This window comes from Ruegeria sp. HKCCD7559, from assembly GCF_013110575.1.
Taxonomy (GTDB): domain Bacteria; phylum Pseudomonadota; class Alphaproteobacteria; order Rhodobacterales; family Rhodobacteraceae; genus Ruegeria.
On the sequence record NZ_WVQU01000003.1, the window covers coordinates 156931 to 183131 of the forward strand.

Genomic DNA, 26201 nt, shown 5'->3' on the forward strand with positions numbered 1-26201 from the left:
GCCGCGTTGCAGCAAAGAAAAAAGGGCTATCACGGGTGAATTGGCCGAATTGACGTCGATTTTAACCCGAATGCGCTTTTTCACCCATGTTCAGCAAAGACCGATAGACCCGCACGATGGCCTCGGCCTCACCTTCGATTCGAAAATGCTGCTCGACACGCTGTCTTGCGGCCTGACCGGATTGCACCAGCTTGTCCGGATCGCTCAACATCTGTTCCAGTGCTTCAGCCAGCGCCCCGGCGTTGTCCTTTTCGATCAAGCGGCCGGTTTTCCCGTCCTCGATCTGGGCGCTGAACGCTCCGACCCCGTGGCAGGCGATTGCAGGCACGCCGGAGGCCATCGCCTCAAGCGGTGTAAGGCCGAACCCTTCGTGACGGGCCGGGGCCACGAACAGGTCAAGGGCGCGGTAGGTTTCAACGATCTCCTCCCAAGGGCGCTCGCCCAGGAAGTGCACCCGTTCCGACAGCCCGGCAGCTTTGAGTTTGGCTTCCTGCTCCTGTTGGAAGGTTTCAAATTCTTTGGTGGCGCGCCCGGTGAACACGATGCTGGCGTCGGGATGGTTCGGCAGAATCTCGATCGCCGCATCCACCAGCAGATCGACACCTTTCTGAGGTCGAATACGCCCGAAACACCCGATCAAGGTCCCTTCCGGCAGCCCCAGCTTCTGCCGCAGGGCGGTTTTGTCTTCGGCCGGGTGAAACAGTTCGGTGTTCACACCGTGCATGATGACGGTTGCGGGATGTTCCAGAAACGACGCCGCTTGCGGCGTTGTGGCGATCAGCGCATCCATCTTCGAAATCAGCCACTTGGTGAACCCCGAATGATTTCGTTGCGCAGCCGAGGTGAACAGAAGTTTCAGATTGCGTCGCAGCACATGTTTCAGAAACAAACCCATCAGCATTTCGGTGTTGCGCCGTGCATGCCACACCCGGAGCGTTCTGTTCGAAAGGAACGGAACTTTGATCAACCGGATATGGGGCAGATCACCCGGCAGGCCGGGTCCCGTGGCGACGATCCTGATCATATGCTTTTGAATCGGCAACAGGCGGATGACGGTTGTGGTGACGCCGGAGAGGCTGTGTTTCAGGTTCGGCGCTATAACCTCGATATCCTGCACGGCTTGCTCCGCAATTGCTTCAATCCACATTATCCTCGCTGAATAGATAAATCACGCAACCGATGGCAAGGGTTACCGCAAAAAACCCGAAAATCGCGGTGTAGGGCGCGGTCGTTCCGGCCTGGGCCGTGGCGGCATGAATGCGTCCGGTGACAAATTGGGCGATGCCGACCCCTCCGATTCCGAAAAGGTTCAACAGGGTTACGCCTCGGCCCACCAGATGGGCGGGAACGAAGGCCCGACCATGGGCCATGATGACCGGAAAACTGGCCCCGGTGAACCCTATGATGGCCAACAGCAGAACGGACAGCCATGTGGCATGGTCGATCCAAACGCAAAGCAGGGTCAGCGCCACGACACCCAGCGCGTTGCCCGTGAAGATAACCCACTTCCGAGTGCCGAAGACACGATCCAGCGGTCCGTAGACAAAGGTACCGGCGATCATCGCAGACCCCATGACCAGTGTCGCGGTGCCGATCTGGGTGGTGCTGAGCCCGAAGACATCGTTCAGATACGGCCCGGCCCATAGCCCGCGCAGCGCGGCAGAGGGCGCATAGGCCACCAGCATCAAGGGCATGATCAGCCACAGTGCAGGCTCTTTCAGCAGGTCCAGAAGTGAACCTTTGTGTTCCGTATCAACCTTCGCTGGATCGCGCAGGCTCAGCCAAATACCCAAAGCAATCGCAGCAGATATAACGGCCAGCCCAACCATGGTGGCGCGCCATCCCATCCATTCGACAGCAAGCGCAGTCGGATAGGAGGCCACGAGATTGCCCACCGAGCCGACGCCCAGCATGACGGCGGCCAGTGTCGCGAACTTCGCGGGCGGGTATTCGCGGGCAAAGATGAAATAGGAAGCCATCAGAACCGGAGAGCACCCAACCCCGATCAGGCCCATGGCAACGCTGACATGCAACGGTGAGGTCGCGACCGCAAAAATCGCGGATCCTCCTGCACCACCAACCAGAAGAAGCGCGGCTGCGGTCAGCCTGGGCCCAACCTTGTCCAGCGCCCAGCCAACCGGGATTTGCATTGCAGCGAACACAAGAAACCAAAGGCCCGACGCAAAGGCGAGATCTTCGGGTGTGGCGCCGATGTCGCGTTCAAGATCGAGGCTGAGCACAGCCAGAAATGCACGGAAAAACTGGCTGAGCACATAGCCCAGGCACAAAACCACCAAACCCGCCTGCATATCCCGCCTCTTTTCCGCTCATCCGAAGGGAATGCTTGGCACGCAATGATGCAACGCACAAGCATGTGTACTATGTTTCAGTAGCAGGACTTGGGCCGCATTCCGGCTATCATTGTCAGAAGTTTGATTTCGAGGGGGAAAATGAAAGACCTCCATTCTGCATTTTATGAAAACCTGCCCCTGTTGCGGGATTTCACCCGCCTGGCAGACCCGGCGCAGTTTTCGCCGGTGCCCGACGACTGGTTTCTGGGGGTCGCCGACATCGTCGATTCAACCGGCGAGATTGCACGGGGACGATACAAAACCGTCAACACGGTTGGGGCTGCCGTAATCTCGGCGATGATAAACGCGATGGACGGCAAGTTGTTTCCCTATGTCTTTGGCGGCGACGGGGCGGCGTTTGCGGTCCCTCCCAGCGAAGTTGAAGCAGCGCGGGATACTCTTTCAGCTTTGCGGCGCTGGGCGGAAGAGGAGTTTTCCATGCCGTTGCGTGCGGCGCTGGTATCGGTGGCGGAAATCCGAAAAGCGGGCAGGGACTTGCGTGTCGCCCGTTTTGCCCCGTCCTCTGGCGTGGATTATGCCATGTTTTCTGGCGGAGGATTGGCCTGGGCCGAGGCAGAGATGAAGGCGGGTCGTCATATGATCGCGCCTGCCGAACCGGGTGCGCAGCCGAACCTGACAGGCCTGTCATGCAGATGGTCCAACAGCCCGGCGCGGCATGGTCAGATCGTGTCACTGGTTGTTGAACCCACCGCGTCAGCAACTGAACGCGATTTTGCAGACCTTGCGCAATTGGTTCTGTCTGCGTCAGAAGAGCTGGAGCGCGCAGGTCATCCGGTGCCTGTAAATGGTCCGCCCATGACGTGGCCGCCCCCCGGCCTCGACATTGATGCGCATGTTTCGCGCAACGGGCGGAATTTGTTTCTGCACAAGCTCGTTCTTCTGTTTCAGAACCTGCTGATCGCGATATTGTTCAAAACACGCAAGAAGCTGGGACAGTTCGAACCCGAACACTACAGGACGATGGTCAGCAGCAATGCCGATTTCCGCAAGTTCGATGACGGCCTGAAGATGACGTTGGATTGTGACCCGGCCACTTTGCGACAGATCGAACACTTGCTGAAAGAAGCGCGCGGGCGCGGCAAAATCCGATACGGTCTGCACGTGCAGGACGAGGCGATGATGACCTGTTTCGTCCCGTCGGCCACACGGGACGATCATGTGCATTTCGTCGACGGTGCCTCGGGCGGATACGCCCAAGCCGCAGCGGCCATGGTCCGTTGAGCGGTTAGTCGGCTTTCCATCGTGCGGCGAGATCACGTGCCGTTTGCGTCAGAAGCATCACATCAATGCCAACCGCCAAAAACTGTGCGCCCATATCCAGATATGCCTGACGGGCCTCGTCATTTGTGGCCAGAATGCCCGGCGCTTTGCCTGCGGCCTTGATCCGCGTCAGTGCATCCCGGATAACCGCGCGCACCTCGGGTGCCGCGCTGTTGCCCTGATGGCCCATATCGGTCGACAGATCAGCAGGGCCTATGAATACGCCATCCACGCCTTCAACATCAAGAATGTCGTCCAGAGCAGCAATTCCGGCGCGGGTTTCCACCTGCAACAACAGGCAAATCTCCTGATCTGCGGTCTGAATATAATCTCCGACCGATCCGTACATCGTCGCCCGCGATGCCATCGCGCCCACGCCACGGACACCGGCAGGGGGATAACGGCAGGCCCGAACCAGATCTTGCGCCTGCTTGGCGCTTTCCACGATCGGAACCAGAATGGTTTGAGCACCCGCATCCAGAACCATCTTGATCAACCAGGTCTCACCCACGGGAACCCGCACAACCGCATGAGAGTCGCTTGCCGCAAGTGCCAGAAGCTGGTCCCGGATCGACCGGATATCGTTAGGGGCATGCTCTCCATCGATTACCAGCCAATCAAAACCCGCGGTTCCCATCATCTCGGCCGCTGCGGGCTCGGCAAAGCTCATCCAGCACCCGATCTGCGTTTCTCCCTTTTTCAGAGCCTGTTTGAACGCGTTTTGCTGCGCAGCCATACTGTTTCCTTTGTTGCAAAATCTTCGGCGCGACGTGGTCGCGAAAGTGGCCGTTTCCACATCTTCTTCCGTGGCGCGAAATTGTCCAGTTTTAATGCAATTTGGCGTCATCGGATTGACGGCGGCAAAGGCGCGCCACGCAAGGGTGGCGGCGCCCCTGCGGTTCTTGTGCTTAAAACCGAAAGCCGAGGGTTCCCTTGCGTAAATCACGGATTTCGGCGATAATTTTGGCATGACCGACGACCTCCCACTGACGTCGCGATCTTTGCCCATTGCGCTTTTGCGGGCGCGGGAAAAGGTTATGGGACCCATCCGAGCAATGCTGGCCGACGCCGGTGTCACCGAACAGCAGTGGCGCGTGTTGCGCGTATTGAACGAAGAAGGCCCGCAGGAACCGACGCATATTGCCGAACGCGCCTGTCTGTTGTTGCCAAGCCTGACACGGATATTGCAGAAACTGGAGCATCGCGGCCTGATCTCCCGACGATGCCATCCGGCGGACCGGCGCCGCCAGATTGTCGAGATCGGTGAGCGTGGCGTTCAGATCATTCATGCCAATCAGCCCGCCAGCATGGCACAGGCGAAACGCATTCGTTCCCTTCTGGGGCCGGAAAAACACGAATTGTTGCTGGATCTTCTGAACGAGTTGAACGACCTGGATACCTGATGCCGGTCGCAGAACATGGGTGTCATCTGCAAGGACCCCGCCGGAGATTTTAGGGGCGATCTCCGACGGGGTGGCCAGACTTGGATTTGGGTTAGGCCTGGCCTGAGGCCGGTTGCGTCACGCCTTGCCTGACGGTCCGGCCTGCGCATCGGAGTATTGAAGAGCCGGAAATGTGGCTCTGACTAGGGTCTTTCGGCCCTTGGGGGAAGGGCCATGCACCTATGCTCTCCGAAACAGACTTAGGCAATTGCCGATCGTTACGTGGGTCCGCAAGTGGTTTCCTCGCGTCACTTTGGTCGCTTATGGTGTCAAGGGCGCGGTGTTGCTGTCTTCGCATCTCATAAGATGGATGCGTCAAACCAGTCTTCCTCAGTACCTAGCCCGACTTTCGTCTGAGCCAAGTGTTAACCCGATTTTGTTTGTACCTTGATGCGTCCATAAAGACGGATATGCACTTGTTTTGATACGGCGGTTTTCTTTCAGTTCAGAATTGAGCAGGTTCGCGCTGAAACAACTCTTGGATAGCGGCGAAATCCAGCGCGCTTTCCCGGCTTGCTGACTGTTCTGGCAGGCGTAAGATGACGGCAAAGCAATATTCAGGAACCAACATGTCGAACAGTGTGTTTTCCCTTCCCGATCCAATCACCATCCCCATTGTTGGCGAGACCGCAGGGTATCCTGTTGGGCGCATTTTCTGCGTCGGTCGAAACTACGCGGCCCATGCTGCCGAGATGGGGAATGAAGTGGATCGCGAAGCACCTTTCTATTTCACCAAATCTGCGCCAAACGCGATTCTGACTGGTTCGACCGTCCCGTATCCAGCCGGGACCGAGAATTACCATCATGAGATGGAATTGGCATTGGCGATTGGAAAGCCTGTGTTTCGGACCACCCGTGCGCAGGCATGGGATGCTGTCTACGCCTATGGCTGTGCGCTTGATATGACCCGCCGCGACCTGCAAATCCGCGAGCGAAACAAGCAGCGACCCTGGGATCTGGGCAAAGACGTCGAAAACGGAGCGGTATTCGCACCGCTGACGCCCGCCGCTGCCTGGTCACCGGACGAAAACAAACACATCCGCCTCAGTGTAAACGGCGAACTGCGCCAGAACGCGACACTGGAAGAGCTGATTTGGAAGATAGACGAAATCGTTGTGCACTTGTCCGGTTTTTACCATCTGCGCCCCGGCGATCTGATCCTGACCGGCACGCCCGCTGGCGTGGGCCCGGTTGTAGCAGGAGATGTTCTGACTGGTGAAATCGATGGGCTGGAGCCGATTCAGCTCACGCTGTCTGACGTCGAATAGACCCTATTTAGGGTCTTTCAGCCAGTCAATTGCGAACTCTACATGCGTGACGCCTGCCAGCCTACGCACCCTGTCCAGCTCAGCGTTCAGGCGGCGGGTGCGGGCGTCAGACCAGCGCACTCCGCGTTCGGGCCAGAGCGCTTTGACATGCAGCAGGTCGCGATCGCGATGCGCCTTCATGTCGATCCGGCCGATCAATCGATCGCCTTCAAGCAAGGGGAAGACGTAATACCCATATGTGCGCCTGTCTTCGGGCACGAAAATTTCGATGCGATAGTGAAAGCCAAACAGCCGCTCGGCCCGGTTTCTGTCCCGAAGCATGGGGTCAAACGGGCTGAGCACTCGGATCCGACCGGGCGGTTGCGGCAAGTCGGTTGCCCGATCCATCAATTCAGGGCGGGCAAAGGTTTTGCGCAGGCGTCCATCGGCGCAAGTGACCTCGATCTCTTCGATATTGCCTTGAGCCAACGCCGTGGCACACCAGTCTTTGGCTTCGGCGGTGGTAACCGTGCCCCAGAACGCGGCCAGCTCGCCGGACGTGGCAAAGCCCAACCGGTCCAGCGCTGCGTTGCACAGCCAATCCACGGTCGCCGTCGCATCACAGGCCATGTTCCCGGGGCACAGGCGGGTTTCGATCACACGTTCAGTCAGATCATACCGTTTCTGAAACCCGTCGCGGCCCACAACGGTCAGGGCCCCGGAACGCCACAGAAACTCCAATGCGGTTTTTGACGGGTGCCAGTCCCACCAACCGCCCGAGCCTTTCTTTTCATCCTTGCCAACGTCTGACGAACACACGGGCCCGTGGTCGCGGATGTGTTGCAAGACAGTCTCGAACTGTTGCTCAAACCCATCCCGCCGCCAGTTTTTCCAGCGCGCCTTCAACAGATCCGCATCACGCTGAAAGCGCAGGTGCCAGTGCGGATAGAACGACATGGGGATTACGGCCGCATCATGTGTCCAGTGTTCGAACAGCGCTTTTTCCCTTTCATAGAGCCTTTTCAGGTTGGCGCTGCGATACGCAGGCCGTCGGGAAAACAGGATCATGTCATGAGCGCGGGCAACGGTGTTGATGCTGTCAAGCTGCACGAACCCCAACCGCTGGACAAGGTCAAGAAGCCCGGCGCCCTTGGCCGCGCCCGCAGGCTGTTCGGCCAAAGCATGGCGATCCAGGAAAACGGCGCGGGCCGTCCGGTTGTCGAGCCGCTTCAGGGGCGCATTCATCGTCGTTTCAGAGTGTCGCCATAGCTGATCTTGGGGGTCAGCGTGACCCGTGTCTCGATTTCGGCCTCCGGGTCCTTCAGGCGTTGAGCGATGATCTGCGCGGCCTGACGTCCTATGTCCAGACGACAGGCATCCATCGTCGCCAATTTGCGCGGAAGACCCTGCAAAAGTTCCACGTTGTTGAACCCCGCCAGACCGATCTGCCCCGGGATATCCACGCCTTGCTCCAGCAGGTACAACAGACCACCAGCTCCGATCATGTCGTTGGAATAATACAGGAAATCCAGATCGGGTGACCGATCAAGCATGGCCTGTGTCATCTCGCGCCCTTTGGCCAGGGCAGAGCCACCGGAATAGAACTCGCGATCTTCGATCTCGATCCCGTGTTTGCCCAGCACTTCCGTAAACCCTTCAAAGCGTTTTCGGGCGCGGTGATCCAGCGGCATCTTGGTGCCCATAAAGCCGATATGCTGATACCCGGCCTTCAGGATCGCCTGCGCCATTTCGCGCCCGGCGCGGCGATGCGAGATGCCGACCATCGCGTCGACAGGTTTGCCGTCGGTATCCATGATCTCGACCACCGGAATGCCAGCCGAATCCAGCATGGCGCGCGCCGCGTCGGTGTGTTCCAGCCCTGCAATGATCACGCCCGAGGGTCTCCACGAGAGCATCTCGTACAGCACTTTTTCCTCTTTTTCGGGCAGATAATCCGTCACGCCAACCACGGGTTGCAGTTCGGTATCTTCGAGCACCTGATTGATGCCGGTCATCACCTCGGGAAATACCATGTTCGAAAGTGAGGGGATGATCACCGCGACCAGGTTGACCCGGCTGGATGCCAGGGCGCCCGCGATCTTGTTGGGGACATATCCCAGCTCTTTGGCGGCGGCCAGAACGCGGGTGCGGGTGGCGTCGGACACATCCCCCCGGTTACGCAGAACCCGGCTCACCGTCATCTCTGAGACACCGGAAGCCTCGGACACATCACGAAGGGTAAGCGGGCGTTTGGTTTCACTGTTCACGGGAGGCACCTGCGTTGTTGTTTTGTCCGATGCTAGCGTGAACAGGTCGGTGTGTACAACAATTGTGCAAAGGCGATGACAACCCGGAAAATCCCGGTTACAGAAGGCAGGGCGCGGCCCCGTGGCTCAACTGGATAGAGCAGCCCCCTCCTAAGGGGCAGGTTGCAGGTTCGAATCCTGCCGGGGTCGCCAAAACCACCTGAAAAATATGTCTTATTTACAGGGCTTTGTGCAGAAGCGTGCAAAAAGTCCCGTGAGCTTTCGCGGCGAAATCGGCTGAAACGATCGATTTCTCGTACAAAACCTGTACAAAATTCGCACGTTTGTGCGTATTTCGGGGGCCAATCATGAGCCGCCATAGCTTTGATCCCGAAATCGCCGGGCGTGTGGGTCTCAATGCAGCGGTGATTTTCCAAAACATCACCTTCTGGATCGAGAAGAACCAAGCCAATCGCCGCAATCTTCGAGACGGGCGGTATTGGACTTACAATTCGATCTCGGCCTTTGGTGAGTTGTTCCCCTATCTGAGCGAAAAGCAGATCCGAACAGCGCTCGAAAAGTTGGTCAGCGCAGAGCTGATCATCAAGGGCAATTTCAGCGATGATCGCTATGACCGGACCTGTTGGTATGCCCTGGGCAACTCCATTTGCCCAAATGGGCAAATCGATCCGACCGAACGGGAAAATGATGCATTTGCCCTTGAGGGCAAGCCATCTGCCCCAGAGGGCAAATCCTATAAGAACAGATATAAACCATATCAAAAACCAATCCCTTCGCACGCGAAGGCGGCGGTGGAGGATGAAGTTTCTGAGAAGATTTTGTCCGCCTATCCGGAGGATCGCATTCGCGGGAAAGCGGTTTGCCTCTCGCAAATCCGCCAGGCGCTGGCCGACGGAGTGGATGCAAAAGACCTCGAGGACGCCGTGCGGTCCTATGCGACCGAAAGCGAAGGATTCACCCGCTCGAAGGTGTGCTTCTCCGACAACTGGTTCACCTCTGGCCGTTGGCTGAAATACCTTCATGACGTTGAGGAGGCACGAGAAGCGGGCAAGGCCAAAGAGGTGGAATTGCTGAAGGGCTTGGCCGATTGGGTCACGGATCGCCATCCGCTGTGTCGCCACATCACACCCGGCCAAGTGACCGCGTTGCTGGCCGCAAACTTGGTCAGCCCTGCTGAAATCGAGGCAGCGGGGCTCCGATCATGAACGCAACTGATCCCTACAAAGAGCAGAGAGCAAGGTTACCCACCGATTACATCGGCGGGACTTGTGAGGGGCGGCAAGCCCCCCTTCAAACCCCAACCAGACGCGCGCAAGCGGCGTCAAAGAGGGCCTTTCCGAGAGTGTGATCTTTCGATGCACCCCGTCGGAAAAGGCAGCGCTTGTGGCCAAGGCGCACGCCGCTGGCCTGCCCAATGCCACGTTGATGCGCGAGGCCTTGGGGCTGATCGAGGCACGTCGGCGCAAGCCCGCCCCCCGTGTTGATCCTAAGCTGACCTTTGCGATTGCCCGCGTCGGCGGCAACCTCAATCAGCTCTCCCGCTGGATCAACGGCTCGGTTAAATCCGGCCGCGCGAGCCAGATCGATGCGCTCAAGGTCGCGACACAACTGGTGGTCATCGAGCGGCAGATGGCGCAGATCGTGGCGGCGCACACAGGCGGCGGCGAATGATCATCTCGTTCTTCTCCACCGGCACTGGTGGCGGTGCAGCTCCCGTAGACTACCTGACAGCGCGTGAAGTTCTGGCCTATGACGAGAACCGCAATCTGATCCGCGACGACACCGGCCAGCCGCAAACCAAGATCCGCGACCCGCTGCCCGAGGTGCTGCACGGCAACCCCGATCAGACCCGCTACCTGATCGACGTAAGCCCCAACAAGTGGAGCTACACGGCAGGCGTCATCAGCTTTGCCGATAGCGATGATCCCAATCCCGACGCCCAGCGAGAGGCCATTGAGCTATTTGAAGCTCTGGCCTTTGCTGGGCTGGACAGGGATCAATACAATTGTCTCTGGGTGCGCCACTCGCATGAGGGCAATGTCGAGCTACACTTCTGCGCGCCACGCCTTGAGCTCAGCACGGGCAAGGCGCTGAACATCGCACCGCCTGGACATGAGAGCGCCTTTTCCAGCCTGCGCGATCTGATGAACAAGACCCACGGTTGGGCAGACCCTTTGGAGCCAGATCGCGCCCGCGAAGTGAGGGCGACGATTGAAGCGCCGACGCGCGCGCAAGGTCGCGAAGCGCTGCACGAATGGATCCTCGATCAGATCAGCGTCGGCAGCAACACCGACCGCGCCAGCATGATCGACGCGCTATCAGAGGCGGGTTTCGAGATCCCCCGTGCGAGCAAGAATTACATCACCGCCAAAGACCCCGACACCGGCGAGCGCTGGCGTTTGAAAGGAGAGATTTTCCATGACGACTGGCAAGCCGAACCGCCTCGCCGAGAAATTGAACGCGGACCTGGAGACGGTCCGGAGCGACCACGCCGCCTTGATGGCATCTCAGTTGGAGATCTTCAGGAACGATTTCAGCAGCATTGCGACCAGCGCGCTGCATACAATCGAGACCGATATCAGGTTCTTTCTCAGCGACAGCAAGAGCGAGTTGGAGAGGCGGAGCGAGACGATCAGGCGCTGGTTGACGATCTCGCCGTGGGTGATCGTGGGCATGGTCTCAGCCTGGATCACGACAGTGTTGATGGCGAGTTGGTTTTGGACGGGTTTGATGGCGCATTCAGAGATGACGGAACTTGGCCTGACACGGATCGAACAGTCCGGGCAGACATGGGTGACGCTGGACCCCGACCAGACCGAATTGAAGACCTGCACACTGGCGCAGACGCCGATCATCTGCATCGAGATAAAGGAGCCTTAAATGACGCAGCCCCTGACAGCATTGGAGCGCGAATTACTCGCATCCGTCGAACGGTTGGTGACGGCCTGCGAGAGCTCAGCCAAGGAATTGCACGCCTTGGAGAAGCGCTCGACCAGCAGGATCGAAAGCAAGGTGAATGGCTTGGCGCATTGCGTGGCGCTATTGATGAAATCACATCTCACGTCCGTCACCACATTGGCCGCCTTGCTGCGCGAGGAGCAGAATTACGACACGCTTCAGGCGAGATTAGAGACCAGCTGGAAACTAGCGAAAGACGCCGAGAAGCGGCTGAAAGAGAGTTAGACGCGAGAGATAGCCACCGCAGCGCCGGACATTCGCTTTGATCTAACTGCAAATGTTGGCGTGGTTCGAGGGTCTGCAGTGGGAATCTTAGATTCGTTCTGCAGCAATTCACCACACGTCTGCGATTTCTTTGCTGGGTGCGTATGCGGATAAACCGGAACTTCATGTAGAATGCAGCGAAGAGCTCGAAAGGAGCCCAAAGCGGACTTAAATGTGCTCGCCAAAATGAATTGCGGCGATAGACATTCTCTTGAGCGGTCTAACCCATCACTAAATGCATTCACCGCCATCGATAACCAGGGCTTGCCCCGTCATAAAAGCGGATTCATCTGAAGCTAAATAGACGATCCCATGGCCAATCTCTTCAACTGTCGCCCATCGACTCATGGGGATCGCCTGCTCGATGTAGCTTTCCAGTTTGGCACGGCCTCCCATCTGCTTTTCGAAGCCTGCATTGAAAGGGGTGTCTACAAATCCTGGACATAGGGCATTGAAACGGATTGCATGGACAGCGTAGTCGGCTGCCATCTGCCGGACCATCGCAACAGCAGCGTGCTTTGTGGTCGCATAGGCGATCATACCCCGGTCATATTGAACCCCAGAATTGGAGGCCGTGACGATCACGCTGCCTCCACCTTGTGATTTCATATGGGCGACGGCTGCACGCGCGGCAATGAAGTGAGCGCGGACATTCAATGCCCAAGAAGCATCCATTCCATCTGGCTCCACTTCTTCCAGCGTTCCTTCGATCTGCAACCCAGCGTGAGAGTGCAACACGTCAAGCCGACCGAAGTTTTTAACTGCTTCGTCTATGGTTCTGGTAAGGGCATCGTCATCGGTCACATCAAGCTGTATGGCAGATGCTTGATTTCCCTGCGCTACGATCGCGGCCACAGTGGCTTCAGCAAGGGTTGCATCGCGATCGGTTACCACAACATGCGCACCCTCTTGTGCCATTGCCATTGAACCCGCCCGACCAATTCCTGATCCCGCGCCCGTCACGAGCGCGACCTTACCTGCAAGCCGCATGTCACTTGGCTCCTTTATTTAATTATTCGATTTTGAGGCGCCTCGGCGCAAAAGCAGCTGCGCTGCTACGAGCAACAAGAGCGACGCGCCCATAACCATAGTGCCGATGGCATTGATCTCGGGTGTTACGCCGCGCCGGATGGATGAGAATATGTAGATTGGCAGGGTTGTTTCTGAGCCAGCTACGAAGAACGCGATGATGAAATCATCAAATGAGAAAGTGAAGCTGAGCAGGAAGCCTGCCAAAATTGCCGGTGCTATCAACGGCAGGGTCACCTGTCGAAAGGTGCCCCAGGGCGTCGCAAAGAGGTCAGCCGAAGCTTCCATGAGCGCGCGGTCCATACCCGATAGCCTTGCACGTACGATGATTATGACCAGCGCCATTGTGAACATGGTGTGTGCGGCGACAAGCGTGGGCATCCCCATGGAAAGTTGCGGGGGATTTGCTCCATCGGGCCATAGGCTTGCAAGAAGCGGGTTTAGCCAGCCGAATACGGTGACCAGGGCAATGAGTGTCGCGATGCCGATGACGATACCGGGTATCATTATTGCAATATAAATCATCGCATCAAACAAAGTTCGGAGCCATCCCTTAACCCCTTGTAAAGCGATGGCCGCCATGGTTCCGAGAGTGGATGCGAGGCAAGCAGTTATGAATGCCGCAAGCAGACTGGTCTCGAGCGCGTCCATTACAAATGGGTTGTTCAGCGCTTTACCATACCATTGGGTCGAGAACCCCATGAACTGGCTTGCGTGTCGTCCGGCATTAAAGCTGAAAAGCGCGATGATGCCGATTGGAATATAGAGAAAAAGGTAGACGCAAATCGCGTATAAGCGCATCGGACCCTCACATCAGCGAGACATCTTCGCGCTGGCCACCCAGGCGCGAGATGAATTTCATGTAAATTGAGACAGTGACAAGCATTACGACAACCAGAGTCATTGCGACCGCCGATCCGTACGCCCAGTTCCGAGACTGCAGGAACAGGTCCACCAGCGCATTTCCGACGAAAAAGACCTTTCCGCCGCCCAAGATCGCTGGGATCAGAAACTCGCCCATCAGCAAGATGAAGACCAGCATGCAGCCAGTTGCGATACCAGGTACCGACAAAGGAAGTGTCACCTGACGGAACGTACGCCATGGGGTAGAGCCGAGATCAGCCGATGCTTCCAGAAGGCGTTTATCCAGTTTGTCTAAGCTTACAAAAATCGGGAAAACCATCAGAGGTAGATACCCATAGACAATCCCGACAAGCACAGCGAACGGCGTATTTATCAGGCGGATATCATCGATGCCGATCGACTCCAGTAAAGCGGGCAAGCCACGCCCCCCAAGGATGAAAATCCAAGCGTATGACCGGATCAGGATCGATGTCCAGAACGGCACGATCACTAGGATCAACAGCGAAGTTCTCCACTTTGGTGAACAACGCACCGCAAGAAAGTAGGCGAGCGGGTAGGCAATTACCAACGCAGCGATAGTCCCCAGAGGTGCAAGGATCAAAGTGTTCTTAAACGCCGTCCATCGCGCAGGAAGGTTGGCATATTGTTCCAACGTGAACGCTGGAAGGTAGCCTCCGGCGGCACCCCGTTCGCCAAAGGAAAAGACGAAGACGACCAGCAGAGGAAGGGCTAGCATTACCAAAAGCCATATTCCTGCTGGAGCCAGCAACAGTGCTTTTCTGCCTCGTTCGGTCATTTTGTCCTCGTCTTTTCCGATATTGGCGGCCTTGCCGCTTAGGCCGACTTGAAGCGGGCGAGCAACTCGGCACGGTTTGGATCGGTTAGTGTAGCCGCCGCGCCGAACTCGAGTGCATTCAGAAGGTCAGCTGCCGGATAAAGGATCGGATCTTCCAGTAGTTCCTTCGGCAGCAACGCATTGGTGCGAGCATCAGCCGATGGATAGCCGTGAGCGAGGACTTCTTTCGCATTAACTTCCGGGTTCAGCAGGAAGTCGATCAAGGCATAAGCGGCATCCATATGGGGTGCGCCCTTAGGAATAGCGTAGTAGTCGGACCAGAGCTCACCGCCCTCAGTTCCCAGAACGTAGGCGATTTCAGGCATGTCGACATTCATCTGCTTGCCGTCACCTGTCCAGCACATCGTCATCCAGGCGTCACCGTTACGCATCGGTGGCTGATAATCCGACGAGATTGCAAACAGATGCGGTTTGGCATCCAGCAACAATTTCTCGGCATCCGCCAGTTCCTTCTCATCGACCGAGTTGAAGGAGTAGCCGAAGTATTTCAGGGCATTACCGATGGTGGTGAGTTGGTAATCATGCACCATTGTCCGGCCTGAGTAACCTTCCATAGTAAGGTCCCAGAACTCTTTCCATGTGGTTGGAGTCGGAGCGCCGTCAAGCTTGCTGGTGTTCACTGCAAAGCCAGTCGTGCCCCAGTTTTTTGGCACCGCGTAAAGCTGGCCATCGACAGAACCGGCATCGGAAAAGCGCTGTTCGAATGAACCTGCGTCGTAGTTTGGCAGTTTGGACGTATCGAGCGGGATGATCAGATCTTCACCCACATACGTAGTGATCGTGTAGTTGGTTGGAACGAAAACGTCCCAACCAGACCCTCCAGCCTGTAGTTTTGCCAACATCTCTTCGTTCGAGCCAAAAACATTGACCTGAACATGGGCGCCAGTGGCTTCCGTGAAGGCTTCGAAGTTCATCTCGTCATGGTAGTTCGGCCATGTGGCGAGGATCACTCGGTCGCCAATGTCCCCGGCAGCAAATGCCGGGCGTGGACGCAACCCAGGAATGGCCGTGCCCAGAACGGCCGTTGCCATCCCAAGACCTGTCACGCCTAAGAAATGTCGCCGTGTAACCGAACCCTTTTGGTACCGGCGAAGCTCTTCCATGAACTTTTGCTTGGAAATAGTCCCATTATCCTTGGTCATTGTGAACCTCTCTGTTGTTGGATTGCGGGATTTGTTATTTTTCCAGGATCAGCAGTGCGCCTTCGCCCCATGAAACAAAGGCCTGCTCTCCTGCATTGAACGTCCCCTCGTTCAATTCCGCTTGCCTTGGCACAAGTACGTGGAAATCACCCAGTGCTTCGTTGCGCGCAAGGTATTCTGTGTGCTCCCCAAGGAAGATCCGATTTTGAATGGTAACTGGCAGAGCGATTTCAGCTGTGGGTAGCGCGCGGGTCAGCGTGATCTGTTCAGGACGGATACTAACGCACACTTCCTGCCCTGCATCTATTGGAATCTCCGGAGTTCCGCGCACCTTTTGGCCACTCGCTAAACGCACAGTGATTTGGTCGGCTGCTGAGTCAGTCACAGTTGCATCAAAGAAATTTGAGGTGCCTACAAATCCAGCCACGTAGCGGCTGCGGGGCATGTCATAGAGTTCGCGTGGGCTGCCAACCTGCACAATACTGCCGCCTTCCATCACACAAATTCGGTCGGACATTGAAAGCGCTTCTTCTTGGTCGTGCGTGACGAGGACAAAAGTTATTCCCAGTTGTCGTTGCAGGTTCTGCAGTTCAAACTGCATTTCTTTTCGAAGCTTTCGATCCAGAGCAGCCATTGGTTCATCAAGCAGCAAAAGCTTGGGCTCGTTTACGATCGCACGCGCCAAAGCGACGCGTTGCTGCTGACCACCAGACATCTCCCAGATGCGACGTGGGTCAAACCCACCAAGACGGACAGTTTCCAGCGCTTGCTCAACCTTTGTCGCGATTGTTTGTTTGTCTACGCGTGGTCGTTGTTGGCGCAGGCCGTACGCGATGTTGTCGAACACGCTTAGGTGAGGAAAAAGAGCATAGTGCTGAAACACCATGTTGACTGGGCGATGGTGCGCATCCAAGTCGTTGACGACTTCTCCATCGAGCAACACCTGACCTTCGGTTGGCTTCTCGAAACCTGCCAACATTCTAAGCGCAGTGGTTTTGCCGCAACCAGATGGGCCTAAGAACGACAGGAACTCTCCTTTCCCAATGGAAAGATTCAGGTCTTTGGCGGCGACCACATTCCCGAAGGTCTTGGTCACTCCTCGGAGTTCCGCAATCGTCTGCATGGTGACGCTCATGTCAAAGCTCATATACTGCCGTTTTCCTTTTGCTTGATTTTTTGGCACTTGTTGGCATACCACTCAAACAAGGAAAAAGTAACAATAACTCGGAATAACTGTATATACCACAATTGGGGTATAGAGGTGCTTTTCGAAAATCTGGAGCGGCGCGTGTACGATTGGATGGAAGAGGCCGGCAGGGTCGTGGAGAAGATCGGAACCCCAGAATTTCCATGTGCTTTGGCAGATGGCTTGCGGCAGGTCGCACCATTCGATTTTACGGTGGTGTTTGGCCATGTCGGAACCGAAGCGCCTATAGACCTTCACGACGATTTTCCCAAAAGCAAACGGCGTATTTTTGTTGAGGATTACCAAGCAGGGCCCTACGTGCTTGATCCATTTTTTTTGGCCGCGACAAAACCGATAACACCGGGTCTGTACCGCATGCGCGATATCGCACCGGACAGGTTCTATCAGGGCGAATACTATCGCAGCTATTACAAAAGGACTGGGTTAGCAGAGGAGATTGGCTACTTTATCGATATCCCGAGCACTGGGATGGTTGTGGTCTCGCTCATGCGATCAGTGAAGCCTTTTTCAGCCAAGGAAATTCGTCATTTGCACGCTCTATGGCCGCTCGTTCGGGCAGCCTGTTGCAAACATTGGAGTGACTTTCCAACACTGGCCCGCGGCGCCGCAGCGAATGGCGTTAGTCGTCGCGTCGATCTTGCTTTCCAGGCATTTGGCGATGGCGTTCTGACACCACGAGAACGCGAAGTCGTTGAGTTCACGTTGAAGGGCCATTCGGCAGAAGCTGTCGGCACAATTCTCGGCATCTCTCCAGGCACAGTCCGCATCCACAGACGCAACATTTACGCGAAACTTAGGATCAATTCGCAGGGTGAGCTTTTTTCAAAGTTCATTGAAAAGGCACTTTAAAAGGTTCCTTGAACACCCACTTTATCCGTTTTGCCGACCTTGCTACCTTGTGACCCGGAAAACACCAAACATTTGGACGGCACTGTCTGATAGCCAAGGAACCCAAAGGGAGTGGGTTGGGACGCCCGGGACCCATGTTGGGCTAAATTAATACCCGAAAACGCTTTCGGGCCATTGTCTATCTAACCGGATCAGCCGTTTTAAAAAATCAGCCGTTTTAAAAATGGCGTCAAGATACGAAAGGCAAAATTTCATGGACGCACCAGTTATCCAGTTGATTTTTATGCTCATCTTGCTGGTTGTCGTGATCTGGCTTTATATCCTGCCGATCACGATGGCAGGGCGGCGCAACCGGTCTGGTTTGATCTGGTTCCTGATCGGTCTGGTTGGATCACCCCTTTTGGCTATTCTTTTGCTGCTGGCTCTGGGTGATGCACCCGAACAACCAACAACCTAATTTTGGGACGATACCATCTGACACTCAAAAGGGCTTAACCGGAGGGTATCTGGACGCTCGTGAGCCATAACGTCCTGCTCAGCATGCAATAAGGATGCCAATTGAGACACTATACTTCCGGAAGTGAAGACAACTAATCCTTCTCACTCTCCACAACCGTGTACTGTAAACCCAAGGTCGGCCGATTTGATTGGAGAACCACAGACCGCTTTGTCCGCGTTGCAGACCTTGATGTGGCGTGCGGCGGAGGTCCGCTGAGCCGGACGCTTCGGGCCTTCGGTCAATCGGACTGAACGATCGCGACCGGCCCGTTCCTGCCGTTAGCGAACGGGTCAAGATGCTGCGGTCGCAGCCCGCTTTGCAGCCATTCGCTGTAGTTGCGAAAGCCAGCCGAGGTGAATTCTCACTCTGCGGTTGAAAGTGGCATCGCGACTTAGACTTGCTTCATTCATCGCTTGATTTCTAGAGTGAGAACAAACTCCAACCAGCTATCGATGCTGGGGTTCAAGAACTGGTGCCAGACACGAAGACAAATCTGAGGACACAGCGAATATGATTCTCTAGAACTTTCTGCAGTCTACTCGCGCCAATCAAACGATGTTCGTAACATCACAACCCAGTCTCGAGTTCACCAATAAAGAATTCTAGAAACGATAAGTCGCGCCTAACACTGGCCCTGACTGATCAAATGTAAAATCGCTACCGTCGATCTCATGGTCAAACGAGATATAGCGATAGCCGCCGCGGATCAGCCATCTGTTGTTGATGGCATATTCGGCGGTCAACAGAACCTGCCATGTTTCACTGCCGCTGCGGAAACCTCCGTAGTCGACGAAACCGGTGCCGGACCATTTGTCCGAGAACCGGACGCGTGCTCTGGCGGCGATGACAGGGTCGGTCCAGCTGTCGTCGGCGGTTGTTGTCCTCCCCGGTGCCGCGCCAGGGAGAAGGGTGAACTCTGTATCAGTGCTGAACCACCGGAACCCTCCGGCGACATCCACCGAGATAGTTGGTGCTTCATACACTCGGTAGCCGACATAACCGCTTAGGTATTGCGTGGTAAATGATGTCTCGAGGCCCGAACTGGCGGGGCCGGGAGTGCTGTTGCTGAACGACAAATCTGTGTAGTTGTAATCTGCAAGTATAAGCCATCGTCCGTCGGTGGCCGAGAACGCTCCCATAAAGGCGAAATCTAGGTTTTCCAATGCATCAGAAAAACTGAGTGTACCGTCCAGTGTCCCCATGGGGGTGCTTAAGGATGTTTCTGTTTCCGGCATGAACAGATAAATCGTGGCTTCGTAGGACCAATCGGATTGTTGTGCCGCAGCCGTTGTGGCTGCCGATGCCGATAGCGTTGCCGCGCATAAGCAACTTTTCACCCATAGTGACGAAAACATTCTGTTCCTCCCGACAAACATACAAGTTTCAATAAATTGTCGTTGGTTTGAAATTGTGTGGTCCTGATTTTCATTCCGCAGCTTCTTCCGTCGCCATCGAACTGTTGCCGACGCGATTGATATCTGTGTTCGGGAAAAACTCGGACCAAACGTGCCAGAATACGCCTGCGCGCAGGGTTTCTACACGTTTTAGCTGACCCTGATCCGAGTGACCCCAGAAATCGCATTTGGCCACCGGTTGACCCGAGTCGTTATACCAAACGCCCAGGCTTTCATATTTCGGATCCAGGCTGACCACGACATCCCGTCCTCCGACTTTGGCGGTCACGATCCAGTTGTTCTCGATGATGAAATCGTCGGTCCAGCAAGCGACATCTTGACCAATCGTAATTCCCCAGACGTAGGTTTTGTTCGGCAACCGGTGGTCTGAACGATCCATGTTGTCCATCACAGGAGCGTCTTCCTGATGTTGGCGTCCGATGCCCCAGCCAAAGGTGATCTCGGTCATCATGTCCAGCAGACGCAGCAAAGGGTTCGTGGATGGTTTGTTCAGAAACACCTCACCTTCTGGATAGGCTTTCTGAAACCCGCGGAATGTCATTCGAAAGGTGGGCCAAGGCCTCATTTGCGCTTCGGGCCGGAGAGGGCAAGCAGGGCCCTCGGAGTTGGGGTCGCGATCCGCCTCGCGAAAACCGTAGATATGCTGGATCGGATCGCCCGTGTCGTTGTCACGCAGTATCAAGTTGTTGCCATGCTGGGCCAGAACCTCAAGGTTCAGGCGCCGTCCTTCTATTCGCGGTGTGTACCCCTGACCCAGATTGGCCATCGCGCAGTAAGTCATGACCACATCCTCGCCCCCCAGCCCATCTACATCGCCCGCCAAATGAGGGCGCATGATCTGCGCATCCGGGTGCGCGCGCGCGTGACCATTGTGTTCGATGACGATGACTGGCGCTGTTGGACCGACATATTTTCGCGCTTCCTCGATAGAAAAATACTGGGCGTCGTTGAGCTGGTTTCTCAGGCCCAAATGCACCCACACATAGGGAAACCCATAAAGAAGCAAGGTCAGCGCAGCCGTTACGAGCCAAAGCCAGAAAGGGCCGCCCCCCAAAAGGAAATGTGCAAGGGTTGCCACTACAAATCCGCCCAGGCCAATGCCAATCAGGCGGTATTCATGCCGGATAAAGCGCACCATATTCTCGCGCTTTACTTTCAGCAGCATTTGCGAGACATCGCCAAGGTCGCGGAAATAGACAAACCCGATTCCGAGTGACACGATCAATCCCAGTGCGAAAATTATGCTACCAACCATGCTGAGATCCTCGATTTTGGTGATTACAGTCCTTCGCGGTTCATTACGAAAGAACAGGCCTACTTCTGGGGCGACGCGCGCTTGATCATGAAAGCTTCAACGGCTTGCTGTGTCTCGGGACGAATGTTCTCAATCCCCTCATAAGGCATGCCGTAGGCGGGCGGAGTATCGGGGTATTTCTCTTTCCGCGCCTTGTGGCGGCCCAGTATACGTACGAATTCCTGCCCACCCCAAGACCCGACTTCGGTTGAGACCGAGTATTCTTCGCGGGTGTCGCGGTAAAGATCGAAGAATTTTGCTAAAATTGCGCTCTCGCCGGGTCCCGGCAGTTTGAGCTTAAGCTGATCCTTAACGATCGCCTCGGGTTTCGCGACCGAATAGATGATCACGTGATCGCGTCGCGCTTTCGATTCATCCGCGAACAGTAGCGCCGCCGACTGATCGACACCATCGACCAGACGATCCCTTGGGATGAATCCATCCGCCCCGGCAAAGCGCGAGATCGTGGTATAGAGGTCCGAAACATGAATGATGCTGTTTAACAACCCGTCAGCTTCAATCATGCCCGGCCAGCGGATGAAGGCGTCCACGCGCACGCCACCTTCAGTCGTGTCGCCTTTACCGCCCGCGTAAATCAGTGGGGTAAACCCGGATTGCGGCGCGTATTTGGTAAAATGCCCATTGTCGCCCATAACCACAACGATGGTGTTTTCGCTGAGCCCTAGATCATCCATGCGCGCGAACAGATCACCCAGCCACTGATCCAGTAGCTGCATCTTGTCGACATACAAGCCGCCATTCGCGCTTTCCGGCCCGTCACGGCCGGCGCGGGTATTGTCCAGCGGGATCATCGGCCAATATTGCAGGAAGAAGGGCGCGTCCCCAGTTGCAAGGCGTTCCAGTTCCTGAAGTGTTTTATCCTGAAACGCCTGGTTCATTTCGTCGTATTTTTCGGCGTTCCAGCGTTCTCCGGCTTCCATGCGGATTTCGCGAATGGCGCCGCCGGTCTCGCCCTCGATGACGGTCATCATCGCCGAGGCATCCGGTCGGAACCAGCCGTCCAGTGTGTATTTATCCTCATAGTCCCGGATCGCGACCGAGACCTGTTCTTTGATCGCATCATCATTAAAGATTGTCAGCTGGCCCTGCTGGTGGATGGCGTGCTGGGCATAGTCAAAACCCTGATTCATCGCCCAGCTTTCGGCAATATCGCCCATATGCCACTTGCCGACGTGGCTGGTTGCATATCCTGCCTGTTTCAAGACTTCGGCCAGCGTCACTTCATTATCGGGCAATCCAAAGCCAGCGATATCGACGGTCGTATCACCCATTCCCATACGCACGGGCAAGCGGCCGGTCATTTGTGCCACGCGAGTCGGGGTGCAGGACGGTTCAGTATACATCCGAACCATACGCAACGCTTCGTCCGAAAAGTCGTTGATGTTCGGAGTGTCGTACCCACGGACAGCGTTGAGCTCGGGTATACCCATATCGCCAAAGCCCATATCGTCAATCAGAACGCTGACAATATTTGGGGGTTGCCCATTGTTGCCGTCACGAAAAGCGGCCAAAGCCTGATCAACGGCAGCGTCATCCTGCACCCATTGTTCCGCGCGTTGGGCTTGCAGAATATAAAACTCAGCATCGTGTTGAATAGGGTCGTCCTGAGCCTGCAAAGGTGGGGCGGCAATGCCTGCACACAAAACCATAAGCCATTGTAGTTTCATTCCATCTCCCCCAGGGTTCGAAGCCGAGCTTCGGTTTTTGACTTCGATGTGATTACCATCAGTAACATCGATATATTCGAATAATTACTAAATTTGTGATCTCACTGCCAACTCGTGAATACGTCGCGGGTCAGTTCGGATTCCGGGCGCAGGTTTTCAATGCCTTCATAAGGTGTACCTTTGCCAATCTCTGAATGCGGATACTTGGCGATCATCTTCTGGTGACGCTTGATCATATCTTGAAAAGATGCCCCGGCCCAAAGCGAGTAGCCCACCAAAGGGTGTTCCTCTCGGGGGTCCCTATAAATATTATAAGTCGGAGCAGCCGCGCCGGGTTGACCGGGGGCAGGAAGATGCATCTTGAACTCCTGCTTGACGACCGAGCGCAAGACAGGTCCTTCGTAGATATAGACATAGTCGCGCCGCCCATTTCCCTCGCCGTTCAACAGCAAGGCCGTCTGGTCGATGCCGTCTATTACGCGGTCCCTTGGGATAAAGTCTGTGGCTCCGGCAATTCGCGCCATCGTGGTGAAGATATCTGAGACGTGAAAGATGTCACCGGCTGCGCTGTTGGCTTCGATCACACCGGGCCAGCGAATGAACGCATCGGTTCTTACGCCGCCTTCAAGATGCTGGGTTTTGCCACCGCGATAGATCAGCTGGTTCAGACCGGATGAGCCTTCGTAGTGATACATCAGGCCATTATCCGCCATCAAAACAACAATTGTGTTGTCCGCTTTGCCAGATTCTTCAAGCTTGGCCAAAAGATCTCCGATCCAACCATCAAGCAGTTGCAGCTTGTCGGCATGAAAACCGCCATTTCGTGAAATTGCCTGATCCGGGTAGACGAAATTCAACGGGTAAAGCGGCCAGTATTGTAAGAAGAATGGCGCATCCTCGGAAGCGACGCGTTCAAGTTGCTCCAACGCCTGCCGTTGATATCGTTCGTTCATCTCTTCATATTTGGTCTGCGTCCACACTTCACCGGCTGACATTTCTACTTCCTGGGCGGGTCCACCGGCTTCGGCCTCGACACCGGTGACAAGGCCGTATGGCTTGAACCGTTCATCCAGCAGGAACTGATTGTTCTGCCCCTCGGGCACATAGCCGAGCATGGTGTTGGACCGCATTGCCTCGGGGGTCATGAGGCTCAGCTGTACTTGCTGGTGGAGTGGAAATGCGGCCCAATCAAACCCCTGATTGTGGGGGTACGATTGTTCGATGTCGCCTTGGTGCCATTTGCCGACATGCGCCGTATTATAGCCGACCTGTTTCAGAATCTCCGGCAGTGTCACTTCACTGGCCGGAAGGCCCTCGCCAACCAAAGCCACCTTGACCTCTTCCACACCTGCGCGAATTGGGTGGCGCCCTGTCAACATGGCTGTGCGGGTCGGAGTGCAGGAGGGTTCGGTATACATGCGCATCAGCGACAAACCTTCGGTGGCCAATTGATTGATGCTGGGTGTCTCGATCCCCATGACGTAATTCATCTTGCGGTCACCCATCTGACCAAAGCTGACGTCATCAATCAGGATGTAGAGGAGGTTAGGGGGCTTATCGCCATTGGCCGCACGAATTTCGGCCAGCTTGGCGTCGACTTCAACGTCTTGTGCATCCCATGCCTCACCAAACTGCGCGCGGAGGAATTCAAACTCGCCGTCATGAACAATTGGGGTTTCCTGAGCAAGCACGGAGCCAGCACCAATCAACAACGTAGGCAAGATATATCTAAGTTTCATGTCAAACCTCCAAATCTTTGTTCCGTACCGATTCCGCACGCGCGCCCTGAGCCCGCAGGTGTCCGTCAATACTGCTGCGCAGGTCCGAGAGGCTTTCTGCCAGATCCGCGAGATAGCGCATCTGTAGAACTGAATGCGACTTTGGCGGCATCGCCATTTCTGCGAAGACCTCTTTGTAGTCGCGACAAATTTGATCGAACTCTTGGTCTTTTTCCCGCAGGTTCCGTAGCAGACGACCCGCTTTGGGAAATTGAGATTCAAAGAATTCATCATCCGTCATTGGCAGCGCTTTTTAGGCATTCTCCCTCTAAGCATGCATCCAAAAGAATATGTATTGCACGTTTCAAGCCGCATGCTACGGTAGCAACGTGACGTCAAACCCTTATTGTGAAAGGATAGTTTTTGAACGTCAGCGTGGGCAATCAGGGCCAGACTGGCACTCAATCGTTCTCGGGCGAGCAGTTGCGTGCCGCGTTGGACAAGGTTCTGAGGTCGGATGAATTCAAAGGATCCGCCCGCATGCGATCATTCCTATCTTACGTGGTGACGGAAACGCTGGAGGGTCGTTCCGACGAAATACGTGCCAAGACCATTGCGATGGATGTTTATGGATACGACGCGGATGAGTTATTGAAACGCGAGGGCGTCGTGCGTGTGGATGCCGGGCGTGTTCGGCGAAAGCTGCAATCTTATTATGACGGTAAAGGGATTGCTGACGAATTGGTTATCTCACTGCCCGTCGGGGGTTACGCACCCGAATTTTTGCCGGGCTCCAGTCGAAGCAGACGAAGCTTACGCGGAAGGCGACGGGCTACCGCAGTCGTTATCTCGCTTTCACTATTAATAGTCAGCATTCTTTTTGGTGTCCTGATTGGCCGCAATTCGCAATCTGTAGCACCCAAAACCGGCAAAACTGCAATCTACGACGTGTCACCTGCCCGTGTCGAGGCAATGAACCTAAGCGACGCAGGCCGGGATCTGATTTTCCCTGTTACGGATCTGGCCCGGCTTCAGCCCGCGTTGTTGATTTTTAAAACAGCGATTGAACGAGACCCGTTATATTACGGGGGATATGCTGGTGCTTCTCAGGTCGAAACAATGCTCGCCATTATGCAATCGGGCAAGCCCGGTTCAGACGAGTTTTTGCACGCAGCGGACAAGAATAGTGCTTACGCTTTGGAAATGGCTCCGAATGCACCTTGGCCGCTTTCAGCGCGAGCCTGGTTTGAATTTGGGGTGGGCAATTATGAAAGCGCGGTTGGATTATCCCAAAGGGCCGTAGACTTGGCACCCGATGATTCACATGTTGCTGAATTCGACGCCCTGATCTCCCTTTACACGTCCGATTTTGATCGGGTTCTGTCGCAATCAGTGAGATATAGAGCACTGGCCCAAAACGGTGGAGGGCTAGTTTTTGACAACGCATTGGGTGCGGCTCAGTTCCACACGGGAGACTATGCTGCCGCAATCCGAACGTTTGATAAAACAATATCTCGCGGTGGGCCGTTCGGACCAATTTCCGCAGCTTACCTTATGGCAGCCCACTGGAGGAACGGAGAACAAGCTGAGGCACAGCGGCTTGCAAGAGTATTTTCGGACACTTGGCCAAGCTTCCCCCTCGAAAAACTAAAGGCTCGGGTGTTTGTAGACCCACAGCCAGTTCAAGAGCTGATCAGTGCAATGATAGCTGCAGGTTGGTCAGGACCCGCCAAGCCCTGACGATTTTCTATAGGGTTTGTAATAATTCGTTCAGAGGCATGCGCTTCCAAGGAGGAGGTGCGTTGGTTGTGAAGTGGACGAACCTCCAGA

At 55.6% G+C, this 26201-nt stretch carries 24 protein-coding genes and 1 tRNA gene; 10 read left to right on the top strand and 15 right to left on the bottom strand.

What is annotated here, in order from left to right; genetic code table 11:
* Positions 1 to 61: 61 nt before the first annotated feature.
* Together GS605_RS11270 and GS605_RS11275 are read right to left on the bottom strand one after the other, a co-directional pair.
* Positions 62 to 1117, bottom strand: a complete 1056-nt coding sequence (locus tag GS605_RS11270) for a glycosyltransferase family 4 protein (RefSeq protein ID WP_171724049.1) — start codon at positions 1115 to 1117, stop codon at positions 62 to 64.
* A 19-nt stretch (positions 1118 to 1136) separates the two neighbouring features.
* Positions 1137 to 2309 (bottom strand): MFS transporter, encoded by a 1173-nt coding sequence (locus tag GS605_RS11275; RefSeq protein WP_171635481.1) that lies wholly within the window; start codon positions 2307 to 2309, stop codon positions 1137 to 1139.
* 141 nt (positions 2310 to 2450) lie between these two features.
* Here GS605_RS11275 and GS605_RS11280 point away from each other — a divergent pair, with 141 nt between their 5' ends.
* Positions 2451 to 3593 (top strand): DUF3095 domain-containing protein, encoded by a 1143-nt coding sequence (locus GS605_RS11280; RefSeq protein ID WP_171724050.1) that lies wholly within the window; start codon positions 2451 to 2453, stop codon positions 3591 to 3593.
* Between the two features lie 4 nt (positions 3594 to 3597).
* On the opposite strand, the gene GS605_RS11285 is transcribed toward GS605_RS11280, so the two are convergent.
* Positions 3598 to 4368 (bottom strand): HpcH/HpaI aldolase/citrate lyase family protein, encoded by a 771-nt coding sequence (locus GS605_RS11285; protein WP_171724051.1) that lies wholly within the window; start codon positions 4366 to 4368, stop codon positions 3598 to 3600.
* Between the two features lie 232 nt (positions 4369 to 4600).
* Here GS605_RS11285 and hpaR point away from each other — a divergent pair, with 232 nt between their 5' ends.
* Together hpaR and GS605_RS11295 are read left to right on the top strand one after the other, a co-directional pair.
* A complete protein-coding gene (gene hpaR, locus GS605_RS11290; protein ID WP_171206457.1) occupies positions 4601 to 5035 on the top strand; it encodes a homoprotocatechuate degradation operon regulator HpaR in 435 nt (144 codons plus the stop codon).
* Between the two features lie 608 nt (positions 5036 to 5643).
* A complete protein-coding gene (locus tag GS605_RS11295; RefSeq protein WP_171635793.1) occupies positions 5644 to 6342 on the top strand; it encodes a fumarylacetoacetate hydrolase family protein in 699 nt (232 codons plus the stop codon).
* Between the two features lie 3 nt (positions 6343 to 6345).
* On the opposite strand, the gene GS605_RS11300 is transcribed toward GS605_RS11295, so the two are convergent.
* The gene (locus GS605_RS11300; protein ID WP_171724052.1) at positions 6346 to 7566 is read right to left on the bottom strand and encodes a winged helix-turn-helix domain-containing protein; all 1221 of its coding nucleotides are present in this window, start codon (positions 7564 to 7566) and stop codon (positions 6346 to 6348) included.
* Positions 7563 to 8588: a LacI family DNA-binding transcriptional regulator gene (locus GS605_RS11305; RefSeq protein WP_171724053.1), complete on the bottom strand. Its 1026-nt coding sequence runs from the start codon at positions 8586 to 8588 to the stop codon at positions 7563 to 7565. The genes GS605_RS11300 and GS605_RS11305 overlap by 4 nt, the downstream gene beginning before the upstream one ends.
* Before the next feature lie 115 nt (positions 8589 to 8703).
* Between GS605_RS11305 and GS605_RS11310 the strand changes: the two genes are divergently transcribed.
* From GS605_RS11310 to GS605_RS11325, 4 genes are all read left to right on the top strand, one after another.
* Positions 8704 to 8780, top strand: a tRNA-Arg gene (locus GS605_RS11310).
* A gap of 155 nt (positions 8781 to 8935) precedes the next feature.
* The gene (locus tag GS605_RS11315; RefSeq protein WP_171724054.1) at positions 8936 to 9793 is read left to right on the top strand and encodes a hypothetical protein; all 858 of its coding nucleotides are present in this window, start codon (positions 8936 to 8938) and stop codon (positions 9791 to 9793) included.
* A gap of 139 nt (positions 9794 to 9932) precedes the next feature.
* Positions 9933 to 10259, top strand: a complete 327-nt coding sequence (gene mobC / locus GS605_RS11320; RefSeq protein ID WP_371807753.1) for a plasmid mobilization relaxosome protein MobC — start codon at positions 9933 to 9935, stop codon at positions 10257 to 10259.
* Positions 10256 to 11812, top strand: a complete 1557-nt coding sequence (locus tag GS605_RS11325; RefSeq protein ID WP_171724055.1) for a relaxase/mobilization nuclease domain-containing protein — start codon at positions 10256 to 10258, stop codon at positions 11810 to 11812. Before mobC ends, GS605_RS11325 begins: the two co-directional genes overlap by 4 nt.
* Positions 11813 to 12041: 229 nt before the next feature.
* Here GS605_RS11325 and GS605_RS11330 read toward each other — a convergent pair whose 3' ends face one another.
* Genes GS605_RS11330 through GS605_RS11350 form a run of 5 tightly spaced genes read right to left on the bottom strand, consistent with a single transcriptional unit; the run spans position 12042 to position 16836 of the window.
* Entirely contained in the window at positions 12042 to 12800 is a 759-nt protein-coding gene (locus tag GS605_RS11330) for an SDR family NAD(P)-dependent oxidoreductase (RefSeq protein WP_170343551.1), read from the bottom strand.
* Positions 12801 to 12818: 18 nt separating this feature from the next.
* Positions 12819 to 13640 carry an ABC transporter permease gene (locus GS605_RS11335; protein WP_010442232.1) on the bottom strand — a complete coding sequence of 274 codons (822 nt, stop codon included), beginning with the start codon at positions 13638 to 13640 and terminating at the stop codon, positions 12819 to 12821.
* 7 nt (positions 13641 to 13647) lie between these two features.
* Positions 13648 to 14499, bottom strand: coding sequence for an ABC transporter permease (locus tag GS605_RS11340; RefSeq protein WP_171724056.1), 852 nt, complete (start codon positions 14497 to 14499; stop codon positions 13648 to 13650).
* Positions 14500 to 14537: 38 nt separating this feature from the next.
* Entirely contained in the window at positions 14538 to 15701 is a 1164-nt protein-coding gene (locus GS605_RS11345; RefSeq protein WP_093962198.1) for a PotD/PotF family extracellular solute-binding protein, read from the bottom strand.
* Positions 15702 to 15735: 34 nt separating this feature from the next.
* Positions 15736 to 16836 (bottom strand): ABC transporter ATP-binding protein, encoded by a 1101-nt coding sequence (locus GS605_RS11350; protein WP_253283289.1) that lies wholly within the window; start codon positions 16834 to 16836, stop codon positions 15736 to 15738.
* A 153-nt stretch (positions 16837 to 16989) separates the two neighbouring features.
* On the opposite strand from GS605_RS11350, the gene GS605_RS11355 reads away from it, so the two are divergent.
* Together GS605_RS11355 and GS605_RS11360 are read left to right on the top strand one after the other, a co-directional pair.
* Positions 16990 to 17757, top strand: coding sequence for a helix-turn-helix transcriptional regulator (locus tag GS605_RS11355; protein ID WP_348539544.1), 768 nt, complete (start codon positions 16990 to 16992; stop codon positions 17755 to 17757).
* 253 nt (positions 17758 to 18010) lie between these two features.
* A complete protein-coding gene (locus GS605_RS11360) occupies positions 18011 to 18214 on the top strand; it encodes a hypothetical protein (RefSeq protein WP_058283652.1) in 204 nt (67 codons plus the stop codon).
* A gap of 644 nt (positions 18215 to 18858) precedes the next feature.
* Here GS605_RS11360 and GS605_RS11365 read toward each other — a convergent pair.
* The 5 genes from GS605_RS11365 to GS605_RS11385 all read right to left on the bottom strand — a co-directional run bounded on the left by GS605_RS11365 (position 18859) and on the right by GS605_RS11385 (position 24672).
* On the bottom strand, positions 18859 to 19611 hold the full coding sequence (locus GS605_RS11365) for an outer membrane protein (RefSeq protein WP_171724058.1): 753 nt from the start codon (positions 19609 to 19611) through the stop codon (positions 18859 to 18861).
* A 70-nt stretch (positions 19612 to 19681) separates the two neighbouring features.
* Positions 19682 to 20926 (bottom strand): DUF3179 domain-containing (seleno)protein, encoded by a 1245-nt coding sequence (locus GS605_RS11370; RefSeq protein ID WP_171724059.1) that lies wholly within the window; start codon positions 20924 to 20926, stop codon positions 19682 to 19684.
* Between the two features lie 59 nt (positions 20927 to 20985).
* A complete protein-coding gene (locus GS605_RS11375; protein WP_171724060.1) occupies positions 20986 to 22653 on the bottom strand; it encodes a sulfatase-like hydrolase/transferase in 1668 nt (555 codons plus the stop codon).
* Between the two features lie 101 nt (positions 22654 to 22754).
* Entirely contained in the window at positions 22755 to 24392 is a 1638-nt protein-coding gene (locus GS605_RS11380) for a sulfatase-like hydrolase/transferase (protein WP_171724061.1), read from the bottom strand.
* A 1-nt stretch (position 24393) separates the two neighbouring features.
* On the bottom strand, positions 24394 to 24672 hold the full coding sequence (locus GS605_RS11385) for a hypothetical protein (protein ID WP_170347524.1): 279 nt from the start codon (positions 24670 to 24672) through the stop codon (positions 24394 to 24396).
* Positions 24673 to 24794: 122 nt separating this feature from the next.
* Here GS605_RS11385 and GS605_RS11390 point away from each other — a divergent pair, with 122 nt between their 5' ends.
* Positions 24795 to 26111: a tetratricopeptide repeat protein gene (locus tag GS605_RS11390; protein WP_216600164.1), complete on the top strand. Its 1317-nt coding sequence runs from the start codon at positions 24795 to 24797 to the stop codon at positions 26109 to 26111.
* Positions 26112 to 26201: the final 90 nt, after the last annotated feature.

Coding starts and splice junctions, on each gene's coding strand:
- GS605_RS11275 (WP_171635481.1), bottom strand. CDS start 2,309: ATGCAGGCGGGTTTGGTGGTTTTGTGCCTGGGCTATGTGCTCAGCCAG.
- GS605_RS11280 (WP_171724050.1), top strand. CDS start 2,451: ATGAAAGACCTCCATTCTGCATTTTATGAAAACCTGCCCCTGTTGCGG.
- GS605_RS11285 (WP_171724051.1), bottom strand. CDS start 4,368: ATGGCTGCGCAGCAAAACGCGTTCAAACAGGCTCTGAAAAAGGGAGAA.
- hpaR (WP_171206457.1), top strand. CDS start 4,601: ATGACCGACGACCTCCCACTGACGTCGCGATCTTTGCCCATTGCGCTT.
- GS605_RS11295 (WP_171635793.1), top strand. CDS start 5,644: ATGTCGAACAGTGTGTTTTCCCTTCCCGATCCAATCACCATCCCCATT.
- GS605_RS11300 (WP_171724052.1), bottom strand. CDS start 7,566: ATGAATGCGCCCCTGAAGCGGCTCGACAACCGGACGGCCCGCGCCGTT.
- GS605_RS11315 (WP_171724054.1), top strand. CDS start 8,936: ATGAGCCGCCATAGCTTTGATCCCGAAATCGCCGGGCGTGTGGGTCTC.
- GS605_RS11325 (WP_171724055.1), top strand. CDS start 10,256: ATGATCATCTCGTTCTTCTCCACCGGCACTGGTGGCGGTGCAGCTCCC.
- GS605_RS11330 (WP_170343551.1), bottom strand. CDS start 12,800: ATGCGGCTTGCAGGTAAGGTCGCGCTCGTGACGGGCGCGGGATCAGGA.
- GS605_RS11335 (WP_010442232.1), bottom strand. CDS start 13,640: ATGCGCTTATACGCGATTTGCGTCTACCTTTTTCTCTATATTCCAATC.
- GS605_RS11340 (WP_171724056.1), bottom strand. CDS start 14,499: ATGACCGAACGAGGCAGAAAAGCACTGTTGCTGGCTCCAGCAGGAATA.
- GS605_RS11345 (WP_093962198.1), bottom strand. CDS start 15,701: ATGACCAAGGATAATGGGACTATTTCCAAGCAAAAGTTCATGGAAGAG.
- GS605_RS11350 (WP_253283289.1), bottom strand. CDS start 16,836: ATGAGCGTCACCATGCAGACGATTGCGGAACTCCGAGGAGTGACCAAG.
- GS605_RS11360 (WP_058283652.1), top strand. CDS start 18,011: ATGGACGCACCAGTTATCCAGTTGATTTTTATGCTCATCTTGCTGGTT.
- GS605_RS11365 (WP_171724058.1), bottom strand. CDS start 19,611: ATGTTTTCGTCACTATGGGTGAAAAGTTGCTTATGCGCGGCAACGCTA.
- GS605_RS11370 (WP_171724059.1), bottom strand. CDS start 20,926: ATGGTTGGTAGCATAATTTTCGCACTGGGATTGATCGTGTCACTCGGA.
- GS605_RS11375 (WP_171724060.1), bottom strand. CDS start 22,653: ATGAAACTACAATGGCTTATGGTTTTGTGTGCAGGCATTGCCGCCCCA.
- GS605_RS11380 (WP_171724061.1), bottom strand. CDS start 24,392: ATGAAACTTAGATATATCTTGCCTACGTTGTTGATTGGTGCTGGCTCC.
- GS605_RS11385 (WP_170347524.1), bottom strand. CDS start 24,672: ATGACGGATGATGAATTCTTTGAATCTCAATTTCCCAAAGCGGGTCGT.